The sequence below is a fragment of the Methanolacinia paynteri genome (genome assembly GCF_000784355.1).
In the GTDB taxonomy this organism is placed as follows: Archaea; Halobacteriota; Methanomicrobia; order Methanomicrobiales; family Methanomicrobiaceae; genus Methanolacinia; species Methanolacinia paynteri.
The window spans coordinates 99,481-114,996 of sequence record NZ_KN360925.1; the positions used below are offsets into that span (position 1 = coordinate 99,481).

The following is a 15,516-nucleotide window of genomic DNA, read 5'->3' on the forward strand; positions in this document are numbered from 1 at the left end:
CTCTTATATTAGCCAGAGCCTGAATAAATATATCGCTGTCACGGCAAAAACCCGATTGGAAAAAAATCATAAACAAGCCCAAATAAGGTATCCGGATTATTATACAGGATTCCGGGAGAAAACATCCCCTGACCGGGCGTGACGGCGAAAAGGGATAGAGTAGTATATTTTGCTCGCACATTTTATTGGCAGGTGAACCCGGATATGAAGCTTGACGAAGTTACGATAAGCAGGGCAATTCTATCTGAACAGCACAAGATAATGACGGAATACCTCGACATCGACTGTGCAGTCGTAGGCGGCGGGCCCTCAGGAATCACCTGTGCCGCAATTCTGGCCCAGAACGGTGTAAAAGTCGCTCTCATCGAGAAAAAACTCTCGATCGGCGGCGGGATGTGGGGAGGCGGAATGATGTTTCCACGGATCGTCGTACAGGAGGAGGCAAGGAGGCTTCTCGATCATTTCGGCATAAAATACACCGAATACGAGAAGGGCTACTACGTTGCCTCATCAGTAGAAGCGGTATCGAAGTCTCTTGCAGCTGCATGCGACGCAGGCGCCGAGGTCTTCAACCTTACGACGGTCGAGGACGTCGTCGTCAAGGAGGACGGGGGAGTCAGCGGCCTTGTGATCAACTGGACGGCCGTCGAGATGGCCGGCCTTCATATCGACCCGCTTACGATGAGAACGAAAGTAACCGTCGACGCGACAGGCCACGACTCGATGATCGCACACATGGTCCGGAAGAAAGGCGGAGCACTTGAGATCAAAGGCGAAGGCTTCATGTGGGCGGAAAGAGCGGAGACAAACATACTCAGTCATACAAAAGAAGTCTTCCCCGGCCTGATAGTCGCCGGAATGGCGGCAAACGCAGTTGGGGGCGAGAACAGGATGGGGCCCATATTCGGCGGAATGCTCCTCTCCGGTGAGAAGGCTGCAAATATGATTATTGAAAGACTCAAAAAATAAAAGATTGAATTAAACTTTTTTTGATTGCTTAATCCCGTGTTTCATCCCCGAATGAAAATTTTCCGTCCGGTATGAATATCTCGAACCTTGCGCCGATACCCTCGGTTCCGGTCTCCTTAATCGCGAACCCGGCCATCTCTATGATCTTCTCCACGAGGAAGAGGCCGTAGCCCGTATTAGTGCCGTAGTTCTTCTCGAATATCAGCTCCTTCTTATCCACCGGAATCCCGACGCCGTCGTCATCTATTATCAGCTTCATGCCTCCTTCAGACTTCATACAGTCGACAACTATTCTGGTAGCCTTTTCGCCGTACCTGTACGAGTTGTCGAAGAGATTGTACAGCACCTTCTCAAAGAGAGGATCGGCATGTATCTTCAGGTTCCTGCACCTGACCTCGACCGGGAGTTCGTTGTAGTAGCCCTCGGGGGCGACATTCTCGACCATCTCGTCGACCGAGATCCATGAAGGTTTGCTGTCGCCGAGTGCAGGGTAATATTTGGTGAACTCGACAAGATCACGGATCTTGTCTGAGGCACTGTCCAGCTCTTCGATTATCTCGTCGATCTCCGGGTCCGTATTTGTCATCTTCAGCAGGTCGAGATTCAGGTTCAGCACGGTAACCTGGTTCAGGACATCATGCCGGGTTATGGACGAGAGAGTAGAGAGTTTTTCGCGGGCTATCTCGAGGGCGCCGAGGTACTCCACCTCGTCGGTTATATCTATGGCAGTCGCGATAAGCCGGACCGGCTTTTCATCCTCGTGCCCCACGACGTCGGCCTTTACCCTCACCCAGCCCCCCTCGCCGTTTGCCCTGGTAATCCTTAAGGCAATATCCTTTTTAAATCCGTTTTCAAGCACATTGCGGAAATAGTTCACCAGCTTCAGCCTGTCATCGGGATGAATATAGTCGAGGACTACCGAGGTCTTGTAATGGGTTTCGGGCATCTCATCACCGGTGCCGATGATTCTCCAGAAACCCTTGCTGATATACGCAACATCGGTCCGGGTGTTCCAGTCGATCAACCCCTCCTGGGCGATCTCCATTGCCAGATTCAGCCTTCTTTCGCTTTTTTCAGTCTCGAGCTGGTATCTCCTGAACTGAGACACCATGTACAGGAGGAATATCAGCAGGAAGATGCCGATAATCACCGTAACAATCAGTATATAGTATATCGTATTTTCGGAATCCTTGAGACGCCCCAGAATTACATCCTTCGATATATCGACACCGGCGACACCCACCACTTTTCCGTCCGAGTCATAGATCGGGGCATAACCGGACATATACTCCCCCCACTGGTCCGAATAAAACTCCTTCTTCACCGAAGGCCCGGTGTAGCCTTCAAATGCCTCAGCCGGGGCTTCTTCATAGACATAGCCTATAAGGGGAAATGTAAAATCGTTTCTCCCGTATTCGCTGTTGACAATGAATTCCAGGTATTCGCCGTCAGTCGTCTTTCTCAGGACATACACATATCTTATTGATGCAGAATCTTTCTGCAGGGCCCAGAGCCTGTCTCTCATCTCTATAAAATCAGGATTCGATTCATCTCCGGGCTTCAGGTTTTCAAGCACATCGCCGTCAATCTGGGTTGATATAATTACTGCATAGTCTTTAAGCTCGTCCCAGGTTCTCTCTATCACCAGGTCTTCATTATGGCTGGCAAGAGTCAGGACGCCTACCGCCTGGACGACAAGCAGGATAAAAATTGATATTGCAATCAATACTACAATGCCGGTACTTTTTTGATCCATTTTCGATCTAATCTTTGGTCTTATTTCTTTTACTCAGAATAAATAATTAATTAAAATTCTTCGTCGCACGCCGGAAGCATAAAAGTAATTTTTCACCGGGATAATATCATATCATGGAAGTCGAGGGAGATGAAAATCCGCTTTCCGGAGCGGCATACGGAATATTTGAGATAATACTCAACCGCGAACTTACAAAAAAAGGCAAATATCTGTTTGAGCGTGTTGAAGCGGGAGAAAATTTCAGAGATGATTTTGATCTAATCTTCTCGGATTTTGAAGACGAATATCCCCAGCTTTCACAGGCGCTTGCAGATGAGCCGGGAGGAAAAGACCGGATCTACAATATGCTCCTTGAAGGCGAGGGCGTGATTCCCTCCAGAACAACAAGAATGTACTGGATAGTGCAGGATTACCCGGATTTCTCGCCTGAGGATTATGATGACGAAAAGGGTGGGAAGTGGCTTATTTTCATGGAAAAGGCAGACATCGACGAAATCTGGAGAAAGATTCGTGATGCAACGGCAGCAGGACGGCTCGGGATCTCAGCGAGGGTCAGCACCGCAAAGGAGAACCCTGATTCAAGAGACGAGAGGGCGGTCGTCTATGTCAACACGGCCGACTGGGAGGACGAAGAGGACGTCATGAGAATAAGAGAGGTCCTCAGGGAGCTCGGAGTAGAGCAGAGAATCGGATACAAGAGAAATATCGAGACCTACCACGGCGAGTACAGCGAAGGCGGAAAAAAGGTCACCTACTATAGTGCATAGATGATCTGCGGCCGCGAATTACCACCGCATTCAAACATAATAAAATAATTCTGCAAAAAAAGTATAGATTCCGGAAAAAATACTATCCTTTTCTTTCCTTGGACTTCGGGCGAAGCTCCGAACCGCCGCACTTGCGGCATTTTGTTGCGCGAATTGGGTTCCTTGCGTTGCATTTCATGCATATCTTGACATTTAAGAGCCTTGCTTCGGCCTCTGCGAATCTTGCCATCTCTGGTATATCCCCTTAATATCGGTTCTATATATAACGATGCGGGAGATATTAACAGTTTGGATTCGAAAGAGATCTACAGCGGCCCGGGAACATAACCCTGAAGTATTTTAAGAGATAATGCCGGCAGAAACGCCATTAGAGCGAATCACAGTCAGATCCTAAAAACAGATCCCGGACGACGACGAAAAAAGGTTATCGGGCGGCAGGACAAAGATGATCTAAGATGGAAAGCGGATTTTCAAAGGATATCTCAGGGATTCTCGACCATTTTCAGAAGAACGAGATAACCGAGCACCAGATATATGAAAAACTGGCAGAGAGGGAAAAAGATCCCCACAACAAAGAGGTGCTCGGGAGGATCGCCGGTGACGAGCTGAAGCATTACAATATCATAAAAAAACTTACAGGGAAGGAGTTTTCGCCGGATAAAAGAAGAATCCTGTGGTTTACAGCAATGGCAAGGGTCTTCGGACTTACCTTTACGATCAAACTGATGGAGAAAGGAGAAAAACGGGCACAGTCCGGTTACTCTGAGATAAAGGAGAAATTCCCCGAGATCAGCAGGATTCTCGCAGACGAAGAGAGGCACGAGCTCGAACTCGCCGACATGATCAACGAGGAGAAGCTCGGCTATATGGGGTCTGTCGTTCTCGGGTTAAACGACGCACTCGTAGAGCTTACGGGTGCACTTGCGGGTTTTTCCTTCGCTCTTCAGAATACAGCCCTGATCGGCGCCATCGGCCTCATCACCGGTATTGCCGCGGCGCTTTCCATGGCGGCATCTGAGTACCTGTCCGAAAAGGCGGACGGCGGAGGAGAAAAAGATCCGTTCAGGGCCGCATCGTACACAGGCGCAGCATATATACTGACGGTATTCCTGCTTATACTGCCGTACTTTATATTCGGAAATTACGCCGTCGCACTGGCTGTCGCGATAATTACGGGCATAATAATAATATTCGTCTTCAACTTCTACATCTCAGTGGCGAAGGACCTGAACTTCAAAAGAAGGTTCCTGGAGATGGCAGCGATCAGTCTCGGGGTTGCAGGACTTTCATTCGTCCTCGGAGCTGTGGTAAAGATTGTATTTGGTGTGGATATCTGAGAATAGAGGACCGAAGGTCGCCGTGGGTTTCGAAAGGGCGACAGCCCTTCGGTTGTGAAAAACGTATTTGGCGTGGATATCTGAAAGGATTATTACAGCCTGTTCTCAACGAACCATTTTTTAAACTCTTCAAGCGCCCTGCTGCGATGGGAGATTGCAGACTTCTCCGCGAGCGGGATCTCGGCAAGGGTCTTTCCTCCGACGCTGAACACGGGATCGTAGCCGAAGCCCTCTTCGCCACGGGGAAAGGAAGTGATCTCGCCCTCGACTCTTCCCTTAAAGATGAAGATCCCTTTCTCATCGGCATATGCTATCGCCGTCTCGAAGTAAGCACTCCGTTCGGGTTTGTTCTCCATGAGCTTAAGGACTCCTTCCATTCCGATAGTATCAAGAACAAAAGCCGCATATGCACCGGGAAATCCGTTTAGCGCCCGTATATAGAAGCCTGTATCATCCACGATAAGCGGCTCCCCCACCGCTTCATAAGCGGCCTTCGCCTTTCCGCTGGCGATTTCCCCGACATCGTCACTCCTGTACTCGGGAAGATCGAGTTTTACATGCTCGACAACGACAAAGTCCCCGAAATAGGCCGCGACCTCCTTCGCCTTGTTCGGATTTCCGGTGACAACCTTAAGATTCATCGATGAGATTTGAACCTGATTTCTATTAACAGCATTCAAAAAAGAAGACAATATAAACCTGAAGTTTAGCGCGAGGAAAAAAAGACAGGATCAGCGGGCGCAGGAAGGTTCATCATCACATATCCACGGGCCGGAAAGAGGCATGCTCATTCAGTATCCCGGGGGATACGACAATGAAGCCGGAGAGATTGAAAGAAGATGTGATAATACTACAGGATCACGATACGTCAAACGCCCCTCTTTCATAGATCAGGCCGAGTTCATCCGCAAGTCTCTCGCAAATTAGGATAGAATTCTCCCTCATATTCCCGTCTCCTGGAAGGGACGCGACTTCCGATGATATTCTTGCATAGACTGCCGAAATTTCGACGGGTGACGGCCACCCCTCCGGACCCGGTTTCATCGAATGCCACCCAGACGGCCCCACAACCCTGAGTTCTGTCAAACCAAGCTCAGAAGCCTCCTTTATATCGTGCATTGAAAATGCTGTATCGGAGATGTGATTATGTGTCAGGATGCTTCCCCGTGCAGTAGGGCATTCGGTCTCATCTACCATCAGAGCCGAAAATCCGGCAAAGAAACACATGAGCCGCCCGTCAGGGCTGAAGGCCGCTGCCACTTCTCCTTCTTTCTCGCCATTCATACTGATCGCCCGCTCGAATTCTTCAATTCCGGGAAATAAACCGGAATCCGCTTCTTCAGTTATTGTATCATCCTGCCAGTAATCCGGCAGTCCGATCATGTCGGGGAAAAGATAAAGATTTATCCGAAGATAAGAGTGGTAAAGGAGACATAACATGACCAGCGAAGCCGCAGAGAGAATACTCAGGCTGAGATATTACAGGGACGATGAGAAGAGTTTCGACGAGCTCTGCCGCAGGGTGGCAGGTGCAATAGCCGACTCCCCCGAAGAGGAGGCGGAATATTTCGATATGATGAATACTCTCCGGTTCCTCCCGAATTCGCCCACACTGATGAACGCCGGAACCGACATGAACCAGCTTGCAGCATGCTTTACTCTCTATGTCGGAGACTCGATAACGGAGATATTCGACGCAATGAAATGGGGGGCGATGATTCATAAAAGCGGCGGCGGGACCGGCTATAACTTTTCGAACATACGCCCGGAAGGCGCATTCGTAGAATCATCGGAAGGTGTCGCATCCGGTCCTGTCTCCTTCATGAAGGCCTTCGACGCCGTTACCGGGGTCATCCGCCAGGGAGGCAGGCGGAGAGGGGCCAATATGGGCATACTCAATGTCGACCATCCCGATATATTGAAGTTCATAAATTCGAAGACAAGGGAAGGAGACATCGCGAACTTCAACATATCCGTCATGGTCACCGACAGGTTCATTGGGCTTGTGGAGGCAGGGAGGTTCGACAGGGTCTGGATTACCCGCGAAGAGACTGCCGAAGAGATTACAGTCGGTGACATCTGGAACGGCATAATCGAAGGGATCTGGAGAAACGGCGAGCCGGGTCTTCTCTTCTACGACGAGATCAACCGCAAAAACATGACCCCGGCGCTCGGAAATATCAATGCCACAAACCCGTGCGGAGAGCAGCCGCTACTTCCCTTCGAAAGCTGCGTACTGGGATCGATCAACCTCTCGAAGTTCATCGATGAAAAAGGAGAGACGGATCTTCCTTCACTGGAGAAGACGGTCAGAACTGCGGTAAAATTCCTCGACAGGATCATCGACAAAAACAGGTACCCGATACCGGAGATTGAAGAAGCGACGAAGAGAACGAGAAAGGTCGGCCTCGGCCTCATGGGTGTCCACGACGCTCTGATCATGCGCAGGACACCGTATGATTCGCCCGAAGGAAGAAAATACTGCGGGAGTATAATGCAGTTCGTTGCCGAAACTGCGGTCTCGGAATCCGGCAGGCTTGCAGAGGAAAAAGGTCCCTTCTCCGCGTGGAAAGGGAGTGTATGGGATAAAAACGGAAAGATGGTCAGGAACGCCGCACTCACGACCATTGCGCCCACCGGTTCCATATCGATAATTGCCGAGTGTTCGAGCGGTATCGAACCGGTCTTTTCCTACTCGTATACGCGAATGAACACCGCAGGCGAATCATTCAGGATGGTTCACCCCCTGTTCAAAAAAGAACTCGAAACCGTCGCCGGAAAGCTGTTCCCCAACCCGGAGGAGAGGGAGATGAGAGTTGCAGAGGTGATCTCCCACGTCCACGAGACAGGAACAGTCCAGGACATCGGGTGGCTCCCCGACTCGTTCACCGACATATTCACGACAGCCCTGGATATCAGGTGGCGGGACCACATACTGATGCAGGCGGCATTCCAGGAGCACGTGCATGCCTCCATATCGAAGACGATAAACATGCCGGGAACCGCAACAAAGAACGAGATCTCGGAGGCACTTCTCTTTGCGTGGAGATGCAGGCTCAAGGGAATAACAATATATCGGACCTCAAGCAGGAAGGATGCCGTTTTGTGCCTTGGTAAGTTCGGGAACGGCCATTGTTAGAGATAATTTGTGGTTTAAACTGAAGTCTCCTTTTCGGGGAAGAGATAAGATCCTGCAGCCGCAGCAACGGTCAGGACTACACCTACACCGAGTATCACCGGGTCCATCACCGAGAGGAAGAAGAGGCACGTAAATATCCCCAAAACAGCCGGAACAGGAACCTTTCCGATCGTAAACGGTACACTGTAAGGCCTGCTCTTCTCCGGCATTTTGAACCTCAGCACTATCACTGCGGCGTTTATCACCGCAAACGTGAAGAAGAGGGTGAAGTTTGCTATCAGTGCAACGTCACGGATCTCTCCCGGAATAAGGAAGACCAGGGAGACCAGAAGGACGGCTGCAACTGACCAGACAGGTGTTTTTGTCCTCGGAGATATCCATGCAAATTTTCCGGGCATGCGATTATTCTTTGCCATCCCGTAAAGTATTCTCGAAGATGCAAGCATCATCAGGAGTGCAGTATTTGCAGTAGCGAAGAGTGCGATTATCGTAAATACCGTTCCTCCCCCGGAAAATGTGTTCTCCGCAACCATGGCAAAGGGGTTCTTGGAGCCTGCAACCGTTTCATAACCACCGATGCTGACGATCGATATCGATACGGCAATATACAGGATGACGGTCACGACAACTGCGATCATCAGCCCTTTCGGTATCGTCTTCTCTGGCTCTACGGTCTCCTCCGAGAGTTTGACGATCTCCTCGAACCCCTGGTAAGCAAAGAATATCAAAGCCGACGCCTGGAATACGCCTGCAATACCGAGCGGCATCGCCAGATAATCGACAGAACCGATGTACGGAAGCCCGATTATGATCATCCCGACGATTCCACCGGCCTCGATCAGAGTGAAGATGATTGCAACGGCGGCCGACTGTTTGATCCCCGAGAAGATAACCGCAGACAAAATGACGAGCACGGCAAAAGCAACCGGAAGAAGCGGGATTCCAGTAAATGTGCTGAAATAGCCTGCAAAACCGAGTGCGACAGTTGCGGCTCCCACAATCCCGGAGAGGATGACCATTATTCCGATAATGAATGCAAGTGTTCCCCCGAAGGAACGACGGGTGTATTCGTACTCGGCGCTCGCCTCGGTGAACATCGACGAGAGCTCCATATATGAAAGCCCGGTGAAGGCCGCAATCAGGGCCGAAAAGAGAAACGACAGCCAGAGAGCGTTTCCCGCCAGTGATGCGGCTTCGCCGATGAGTGCATAGACGCCGGCCCCCAGAATTATCCCGATCCCGGATATCGCTACGGCGGGCAGCGAGAGTGTCCGTTCAAGGGCGGGGCCTTTGTCTTTCATATAATGTTCTTGGACATTTTAGCTTTTAAACTGATTGGGACGACGACGGCCGGGTAATAATTACAATACGGATTGAATCCAATATATCGTATACATGCTATACCAAAATGATACAGAACCAGGACGGGACGGGAGGATTCCGGAGGTCCTCGACCTTTTTACTGTTATCTTCAACAGGGCGGCGGCTGTAGAGAGAGAACCAGTCGATGTCGGCCACGGTGTTCTCCTCTACTCCTCCGAAGTTCACCTGATAGATCTTGCAGGCCGCTTTCCCGAAGAGAACATCTCAGAACTGGCAAAGAGACTCGGGGTGACAAAAGGGGCGGTATCGCAGACCGCCATAAGGCTTGAGAAGAAGGGATATCTCGAACGGATAATTGCTGAAAACGACAGGAGAAACGTCTCAATCCGGCTGACGACCCGCGGCGAGGAAGCCTTCGAATGGCATCAAAGATACCACAAGGCAGTAAACGGAATGGTTGCAGAAGAGCTGGCAAAACTTGATGAGAAAGAGATCGACAATCTGAAAAAAGTCCTGACGGCTGTCGGGTACATGCTCGAATCCTGCCCGGAAGTAAGGAAGAATCTTTCAGAAAACCCCTGAAGAAAAATCCCGGTACATTCCTTTTTTGATGAATGAACCCCTGCCGATCCATAAGTTAAAATTAGTATAGTTACTATACTAATTGAAAGATCAGTGATCATATGACAGAATACAATCTCGAACCGATACGGGAAGATGACGGACACGAAATTATCGACATCTTCAATTACTATATCGAAAACAGCTTTGCGGCATTTCCCGAACAGAAAGTTCCCTATGAGTTCTTTGGTATGCTTGCAGGTATGGCAGGCGAACTGCCTGCAGTTGCCGCGAGAGACGGGGACGGAAGAATCCTCGGCTTTGGAATGCTGAGACATCACAACCCTATGCCGGCCTTTTCTCACACGGCAGAGGTTACGTACTTTTTAAAACCCGGGATGACGGGAAAAGGGATCGGCGGCTCGATCCTCAGATACCTGGAGGACGAAGGAGCTGAAAAAGGGATCACACGACTCCTGGCATGCATCGCATCCCCGAACGAGGGAAGTATAAGATTCCACGAGAAGCACGGGTTTACCCATTGCGGAAAATTTTCGGAGGTCGCAAGAAAAAACGGGATCTTATTTGATACCGTCTGGATGGAGAAAGGAATTTAAAAATATAATTTGGAGGATTATTGGTGTGTGATCTTACAGTGAGTTAAGAGTGTTCAGCTGTTCTTCACGGCCTCGGCAATCTCCTTTCCGGCCCTGCGGCACAGTTCGATCTCATCCTTGTCAGGCCTGTAGTAAACCTCGATAGGCTCCCTGAAGATCTCTATTCCGGCCTTTTTCATGTCGTCCTCGACTATCCGGACCGCACCGCCGGAGCCGCCGTGGGAACCGAACGTAAATCCCTTCTTCTTCTGTGTAAGCCGCCCGGGACGGAGGCCGCGGAGATAGCTCATGAACCCGGCAACGGTAGGAAGCGGCTCGTCCTGGAGGGTCGGCGTTCCTACGATTACCGCCTTTGAATCAAGGATCTCCTTTACAACATCGGATCTGTGGGTGCCTTCGTATCTTCCGTCCTTGAGCATGCAGACTTTCGCCTCGCAACCGCCCTCGATAACTCCCTCTGCGATAGCCGTCGCCATTCTTGTGGTCGATCCATGCATTGTATCGTAGACAATCGTTACTTTGTCCTTTGACACTCCGTTGGACCAGTTGGCGTATGCGGTAATGATTCCCATTGCATTCTCCCTCCAGATCACTCCGTGGCTCGGTGCAACCATCTTAATACCGATCTTCAGGTCGGTGACTTCGCCGAGTTTCTTTAAGACCTTCGGGGCGAGCGGGATAATGAGGTTTGCGAAGAACTTCTGCGCATGCTCCATCGCTTCTTCTGTGCCGAGTTCGTCGTCGAAACGCTCGGAAGATGCGATATGCTGGCCGAACGCGTCATTGGGGAAGAGGATCTCATCTTCTGCAAGATACGTAAACATCGAGTCGGGCCAGTGAAGCATCGGGGCCTCGAGGAAGACAAGTGTCTTTCCGCCGAGATCGAGAGTCTCACCGCTTTTAATCACGTGGAAATTCCAGCCGTCGGTGTCGTAATGGCGGTTGAATCCCTCGACTCCCGCCTGTGTACAGTAGATGGGCACTCCGGGGAGCATCTTTGCGATCCTGGGGAGACCTCCTGAATGATCCATCTCGACGTGGTTTGCGATCACATAATCGATCTTCATCGGGTCGATTATCGACGCCACATGATCGAGCATCTGGCCTTCGAAGCCCGGGTATGTCGTATCGATCAATGCAACCTTTTCTCCGACTACGAGATAGGCGTTGTATGTCGTTCCGGGAAGGGTGTAGCCGTGGTAATCGCGAAGATTCCAGTCTATTGCTCCAACCCAGTACACTCCTTTTGCAAGTTCAGTCACTTTCATTTTTCTTTCACCTTTTTGTTCGTATGTTTGCTAACATTCTATTGTATACGAACAGAATCTATAAAAAGTTTGCCCGGGATATATCATGAAGGATGAAAGCGACGGAGCAGACTGAAGAAAAAGCGGATGCCCTCATATTCCTGAAAAACGGCCGGACGATCGTTGTAGACAGCCCCGTACGCATTGAGATACTCCGCATGGTGATGACAGGAGAGCAGAGATTCGACGATATAGTCCGGAGGATCGGACGCGCCAAATCGACGGTCTCCGTCCATCTCCGCGATATGATAGATGACGGAATTCTGGCCGAAAGAACGGATGAAAACGATGCAAGACGGAAATTCCTGTACCTCGACGCACGGTATCTCGGGACTATTGCGGCCCCCGGATGTTCTATGCCGGCCGGCTGGGAAGAACAACCGGTTCTCGGGGATTCTGTCAGGCCGGCTTCGGTGTTCAGGTTGATATTCAATACTATACGGACGAGCCTCCTCCAAAGCGGTGTCAACATCGAGCCGGTTCTCTTCAGCGCCGGCATCAGGGCGGGAAACGAGGTCGCGGAGATAGTATCTGACAGTTCGAACGAGGAGTTCCTGAAGAAACTTTCAGATTTCTTCCGGTCAAACGAGCTCGGAAAGATCACGATAGAAGAGGGCAGCCCGCTTGTAATTACGGTCACTGACTGCTACGAATGCCAGGATCTCCCGAAGATCGGAAGACCGGCATGCTCTTTCGACTGCGGACTCTTAACTGCGGTCTTCAACCGGCAGACTGGAGACGAAGTCGATGTCACTGAGACGCACTGCTATGCCGCAGGAGACCCCTTCTGCCGGTTTGTAATAAAAAGAAAAGAAGAAGCTATTACAGAGAACTGAAATTAAAAATCCGGCACATTACCCCAGAAAAGCGAAGAACACGACACGGATGTTGTGGACTGCGACCACAAGAAACATAGAGCATGCGGCGATCAGGATCACGGCACCGGAATGCTGCTTTAAGTGCTCGGCCCGGCAGGCGAGAATTACGACAAATATTGCGAACAGTGTTTTTATCAGGATATGAAGCCACGGCTGATTCGCGATCCCGGCCATCAGTGGATTGAGTTCGGTCCCTCCCATGTTCAGAACGAGTGTCGTCGTAAATACATCGATTACAAGAAGTCCGGCGAAGACGGCAGTAAGAATCGTAAGAATTGAGCAGTAGATGTTCACTTCTGTTTTGTTTTGCGGGAGAAAATAAAATATTTCTTAGTGAAGATACCGACCCCTCAGCCGGATCTCCTCGACTCTTTCAAAGACATCCTTTGACTCTTCGAAAGTCTCCGCATACCCCTCGCAGAAGGCCTTCCTCAGATCGGAGTGATCCGGGGCCGTGCTTTCGAGAGTCTGGAAGAAGACATGGAGATCGACTCCCCGCGACTCGATCTCCGATGAGATATATGAAAGCCCGAAGTCGATCAGGACGCATCTTCCGTCCCGGACGATGAAGTTCGAAGTAGTGAGATCGCCATGGATGATTCCTGCAGTATGAAGCCTTCCGACGATCCGGCCTGCGTCATGGACGTGATCCCGGGTCAGGTCGAGCTTGAGCATCGGTCCGTCGATCCTTTCCATGACTATCGAATCGGCGGTGACATCCCTTATCAGCGGTGTAGGGACGCCGTATCTTCTCGCCTGCGATATCAGCCTCGCTTCTGCCCTCGTTCTTTCTGCGATCAGCCGGGCGTCAAGCGAAGGGTTCCGGTATTTCTTGGAGAGACGCCGTTTGACTACATCTCCCCCGGACTCTGTCACAACAGCTTCCGCCCCCCTCGCCTGCCCGTTTTCGAGGAGGTTGGCCTTTGCGTAAGGGAGGTCGCCCGTGTCATTCCGCCATTTCACGACAACATCGTCCGAACGATAGCCGGGATTCACAGCCGATTCGGGAATAGTTACGGTCTGACCTGCTTCGAGCATGATCTTTCCCGTAAGAGCGATCATCGCACCGTTGTCTCCGATGAACTTCCTTTCGGGAACGAAGAACTCCGCTCCACGCTCCTCGCACATGCACCTGAGCATCTCCTGCAGGCGGGAGTTCGCACCAACTCCACCGACAAGAAGAACCTCGTCCTTCCCTGCATGGGCGAGAGCCCTCTCCGTAACCTCGACGCACATCGCAAAAGCGGTCTCCTGGAACCCGGCGCAGATGTCCTCAAGAGGTGCGTTGCAGTCTTTTGCCGCCGACATCAGCCCCGAGAAAGCGAGATCCATCCCCTTGACCGTGTACGGGAGTTCAACCGGCTCGCCTTCGAGAGCGAGTTTTTCCACAAGAGGTCCGCCTGGATGGGGAAGATCCCTGCTCCTTGCGAACTTGTCTATCGCATTCCCTATCCCTATGTCCAGCGTTTCGCCGAATATCCTGTACCGGGACTTCAGGAACCCGAGAACCTGTGTATTCGCTCCGCTTGCGTATAGGACGATCGGATCATCGCACCCGCACTGCCACCTCCCGATCTCGACATGGGCGACGCAGTGGTTGACCCCGATGAGAGGAACATCGAGTGCAAGTGCAAGCGAACGGGCTGCAGTCCCGACCGTACGGAGGCATGGCCCGAGACCCGGCCCCTGCGAGAATGCAACACCCGAGATCTTCGATAAGTCCTGTCCTTCGATTGCAGCCGATATAACCTCCTTCATCACAGATGCATGATGCTGGGCAGCCTCGCGCGGGTGAATTCCTCCATGCGGCGGGCTATACGGTTTTGAAAAGAGAGATACTAGATCATCTCCGAAAATAGCGGCACTGAGGTTCCACGCTGTTCCCTCAATCCCCAGGATTTGCCCGTTTTCAGGCATTTATCTCATTTATTTGTTAAATTCAGTATATCCGCACTTGCCGCAGGAGACACGATCCTTGTGCTCCGCCATAAAGACACCCGGTCCGCAGCGCGGGCAGTGCTTCTTTTCTGTAACGGCCTTGTCGTCTTCGACTTTGTAGTAGGTATAACGCTTTACTCCCATCGTCCGCTCCTCCGTTACTTACTCTTCAGCTCCTTCTTCGGCTGCCTCAGCGGCTTCCGCAGTGAAGGTGCTGTTCTCAATTACGTGATTAAGCTCTGTCGATTTCAGTACTTCGGCATCCTGATATACGCGTGCCTGCCCTGCAATCTCCTGCTTTCCAAACTCTGTTTTCATCGAACCGAGGACACAGAGCTCTGGGCTTACATTGCGAAGTGCGCAGAGCTTCCCGAGAATCTCTTTCCTTGAAGGTGTCGCGCCGTCGTATGTAAGGACAAAGTCGAGCTCAGTGCGGTTGAGAAGTTTGTTTTCTTCTTCTTTTATAAACTCAAAGTCCATCGATATCCCTCAAATATTGTCCGCGTATTTATTTAAAACATAGCCAAATGGATTGACCACGGTGAAGAGATCTCCAGGAAAGAAAATCCATCATCAGGGATAAAACAGAACCCTGGAGACCAATGACCAATTGCAGGAAATATTTATCTAAACCAATATAATTTAAGAGATCTTATAAATATCCTGAAGCCGACATGGGGATGAGGCGATGCGAAGATGTACGCAAAACTAAACGATGAAAAGATCAAAAAGATCAAAGACCTCGAATCCGATCTCGGCGTCTATCTTCTTGCAGAACAGAGATTCAAGGATCTCTCCGCTGCGGACCTGAAAACACTTCAGGACATGGAGAAGAAGATGGGTGCAGTACTCGTAGCCTACGAGGCCTGAAACTTTTCTTTTTTTTATAATACACAGTCCAAATCCACTTGACATTACAACTTA

At 50.7% G+C, this 15,516-nt stretch carries 18 protein-coding genes; 8 read left to right on the forward strand and 10 right to left on the reverse strand.

Features of this window, described 5'->3' with window-relative positions; all coding sequences use genetic code 11:
* The first annotated feature begins 204 nt into the window (after positions 1 to 204).
* Positions 205 to 969: a sulfide-dependent adenosine diphosphate thiazole synthase gene (locus METPAY_RS02320; protein ID WP_048148753.1), complete on the forward strand. Its 765-nt coding sequence runs from the start codon at positions 205 to 207 to the stop codon at positions 967 to 969.
* Positions 970 to 997: 28 nt separating this feature from the next.
* Here METPAY_RS02320 and METPAY_RS14020 read toward each other — a convergent pair whose 3' ends face one another.
* Positions 998 to 2,725 (reverse strand): sensor histidine kinase, encoded by a 1,728-nt coding sequence (locus METPAY_RS14020; RefSeq protein ID WP_084600656.1) that lies wholly within the window; start codon positions 2,723 to 2,725, stop codon positions 998 to 1,000.
* A 113-nt stretch (positions 2,726 to 2,838) separates the two neighbouring features.
* Between METPAY_RS14020 and METPAY_RS02330 the strand changes: the two genes are divergently transcribed.
* On the forward strand, positions 2,839 to 3,492 hold the full coding sequence (locus tag METPAY_RS02330) for a putative phosphothreonine lyase domain-containing protein (RefSeq protein WP_048148755.1): 654 nt from the start codon (positions 2,839 to 2,841) through the stop codon (positions 3,490 to 3,492).
* Positions 3,493 to 3,574: 82 nt separating this feature from the next.
* On the opposite strand, the gene METPAY_RS02335 is transcribed toward METPAY_RS02330, so the two are convergent.
* A complete protein-coding gene (locus tag METPAY_RS02335; RefSeq protein ID WP_013328072.1) occupies positions 3,575 to 3,721 on the reverse strand; it encodes a 50S ribosomal protein L40e in 147 nt (48 codons plus the stop codon).
* Between the two features lie 226 nt (positions 3,722 to 3,947).
* On the opposite strand from METPAY_RS02335, the gene METPAY_RS02340 reads away from it, so the two are divergent.
* Positions 3,948 to 4,829 (forward strand): VIT1/CCC1 transporter family protein, encoded by an 882-nt coding sequence (locus METPAY_RS02340; RefSeq protein WP_048148757.1) that lies wholly within the window; start codon positions 3,948 to 3,950, stop codon positions 4,827 to 4,829.
* A 92-nt stretch (positions 4,830 to 4,921) separates the two neighbouring features.
* On the opposite strand, the gene rdgB is transcribed toward METPAY_RS02340, so the two are convergent.
* Together rdgB and METPAY_RS02350 are read right to left on the reverse strand one after the other, a co-directional pair.
* Positions 4,922 to 5,470, reverse strand: coding sequence for an RdgB/HAM1 family non-canonical purine NTP pyrophosphatase (rdgB, locus tag METPAY_RS02345; RefSeq protein WP_048148759.1), 549 nt, complete (start codon positions 5,468 to 5,470; stop codon positions 4,922 to 4,924).
* Between the two features lie 217 nt (positions 5,471 to 5,687).
* Complete coding sequence (locus tag METPAY_RS02350; RefSeq protein ID WP_157198972.1) at positions 5,688 to 6,212, reverse strand: hypothetical protein; 525 nt, start codon at positions 6,210 to 6,212, stop codon at positions 5,688 to 5,690.
* Between the two features lie 55 nt (positions 6,213 to 6,267).
* On the opposite strand from METPAY_RS02350, the gene METPAY_RS02355 reads away from it, so the two are divergent.
* Complete coding sequence (locus METPAY_RS02355; RefSeq protein WP_048148762.1) at positions 6,268 to 7,968, forward strand: adenosylcobalamin-dependent ribonucleoside-diphosphate reductase; 1,701 nt, start codon at positions 6,268 to 6,270, stop codon at positions 7,966 to 7,968.
* Between the two features lie 14 nt (positions 7,969 to 7,982).
* On the opposite strand, the gene METPAY_RS02360 is transcribed toward METPAY_RS02355, so the two are convergent.
* Positions 7,983 to 9,269, reverse strand: a complete 1,287-nt coding sequence (locus METPAY_RS02360; RefSeq protein WP_048148763.1) for an APC family permease — start codon at positions 9,267 to 9,269, stop codon at positions 7,983 to 7,985.
* 94 nt (positions 9,270 to 9,363) lie between these two features.
* On the opposite strand from METPAY_RS02360, the gene METPAY_RS02365 reads away from it, so the two are divergent.
* Together METPAY_RS02365 and METPAY_RS02370 are read left to right on the forward strand one after the other, a co-directional pair.
* Positions 9,364 to 9,873 (forward strand): MarR family winged helix-turn-helix transcriptional regulator, encoded by a 510-nt coding sequence (locus METPAY_RS02365; RefSeq protein WP_052418622.1) that lies wholly within the window; start codon positions 9,364 to 9,366, stop codon positions 9,871 to 9,873.
* 101 nt (positions 9,874 to 9,974) lie between these two features.
* Positions 9,975 to 10,469: a GNAT family N-acetyltransferase gene (locus METPAY_RS02370; RefSeq protein ID WP_048148765.1), complete on the forward strand. Its 495-nt coding sequence runs from the start codon at positions 9,975 to 9,977 to the stop codon at positions 10,467 to 10,469.
* 53 nt (positions 10,470 to 10,522) lie between these two features.
* Here the strand turns inward: METPAY_RS02370 and METPAY_RS02375 are convergent, their stop codons facing one another.
* A complete protein-coding gene (locus METPAY_RS02375) occupies positions 10,523 to 11,737 on the reverse strand; it encodes an FprA family A-type flavoprotein (RefSeq protein WP_048148767.1) in 1,215 nt (404 codons plus the stop codon).
* 92 nt (positions 11,738 to 11,829) lie between these two features.
* Between METPAY_RS02375 and METPAY_RS02380 the strand changes: the two genes are divergently transcribed.
* Entirely contained in the window at positions 11,830 to 12,612 is a 783-nt protein-coding gene (locus METPAY_RS02380; protein ID WP_048148768.1) for a V4R domain-containing protein, read from the forward strand.
* Between the two features lie 18 nt (positions 12,613 to 12,630).
* Here METPAY_RS02380 and METPAY_RS02385 read toward each other — a convergent pair whose 3' ends face one another.
* The 4 genes from METPAY_RS02385 to METPAY_RS02400 are packed head-to-tail and all read right to left on the reverse strand — an operon-like array spanning position 12,631 to position 15,072.
* Complete coding sequence (locus METPAY_RS02385) at positions 12,631 to 12,948, reverse strand: DUF5658 family protein (protein WP_048148769.1); 318 nt, start codon at positions 12,946 to 12,948, stop codon at positions 12,631 to 12,633.
* A gap of 36 nt (positions 12,949 to 12,984) precedes the next feature.
* Positions 12,985 to 14,571 carry a bifunctional N(6)-L-threonylcarbamoyladenine synthase/serine/threonine protein kinase gene (locus tag METPAY_RS02390; RefSeq protein WP_048148771.1) on the reverse strand — a complete coding sequence of 529 codons (1,587 nt, stop codon included), beginning with the start codon at positions 14,569 to 14,571 and terminating at the stop codon, positions 12,985 to 12,987.
* A 9-nt stretch (positions 14,572 to 14,580) separates the two neighbouring features.
* Complete coding sequence (locus METPAY_RS02395) at positions 14,581 to 14,736, reverse strand: 30S ribosomal protein S27ae (protein ID WP_013328056.1); 156 nt, start codon at positions 14,734 to 14,736, stop codon at positions 14,581 to 14,583.
* An 18-nt stretch (positions 14,737 to 14,754) separates the two neighbouring features.
* Positions 14,755 to 15,072: a 30S ribosomal protein S24e gene (locus tag METPAY_RS02400; RefSeq protein WP_013328055.1), complete on the reverse strand. Its 318-nt coding sequence runs from the start codon at positions 15,070 to 15,072 to the stop codon at positions 14,755 to 14,757.
* A gap of 216 nt (positions 15,073 to 15,288) precedes the next feature.
* Between METPAY_RS02400 and METPAY_RS14820 the strand changes: the two genes are divergently transcribed.
* Complete coding sequence (locus METPAY_RS14820; RefSeq protein ID WP_013328054.1) at positions 15,289 to 15,462, forward strand: hypothetical protein; 174 nt, start codon at positions 15,289 to 15,291, stop codon at positions 15,460 to 15,462.
* Positions 15,463 to 15,516: the final 54 nt, after the last annotated feature.